The sequence below is a fragment of the Oleiphilus sp. HI0123 genome (assembly GCF_001635315.1).
The window spans coordinates 1-553 of the sequence record NZ_LWGE01000131.1; the positions used below are offsets into that span (position 1 = coordinate 1).

The 553-nt window shown below is 63.8% G+C and carries 1 protein-coding gene; it reads left to right on the top strand.

Annotated elements, in window-relative coordinates; translation table 11 throughout:
* Nucleotides 1–553: anti-CBASS protein Acb1 family protein (locus A3761_RS01245; protein WP_156491479.1), on the top strand; the 553-nt coding region annotated here is incomplete at both ends.

Sequence of the window (553 nt, forward strand, 5' to 3'; positions counted from 1 at the left end):
TCACAAGCCGGTTCGCCAACGCCGCCCTGCTCAAGAGCGCGCACAACGTGCTGCTGCTCCAAGGCGGCGATGAGGCCTCGGCCGAGAAGTGGGAGACCCGGCAGATTGATTTCGCGGGCTTCCCGCCGATCCTGCAACTCTATCTCAAGGTCGCAGCCGGTGCCGCCGATATCCCGGTCACCCGTCTGCTGAACGACTCGCCCTCCGGCATGCAGTCTACCGGCGACAGCGACACAACCAACTATTACGACCGCCTCGCCGCCGAGCAGCATACGGACCTGTCGCCTGAGCTTGAGCGCGGCGACGAGATGATCATCCGCTCGGCGCTAGGCCAGCGGCCGCCGGAGGTGCACTACAACTGGAACCCGCTCTGGCAGATGAGCGATGCCCAGAAGGCCGATATTCGCCTGAAGCGTGCTCAGACGACCCAGATTTACGCCGGCATGGGCCTCGTCCCCGATGAGGTGTTGGAGCAGGGTGTTCGAAACGCCTTGATCGAGAGCGGCGAGTTCCCTGGCATCGAAGCGGCCTATGCCGACTATGACGCCAAGGT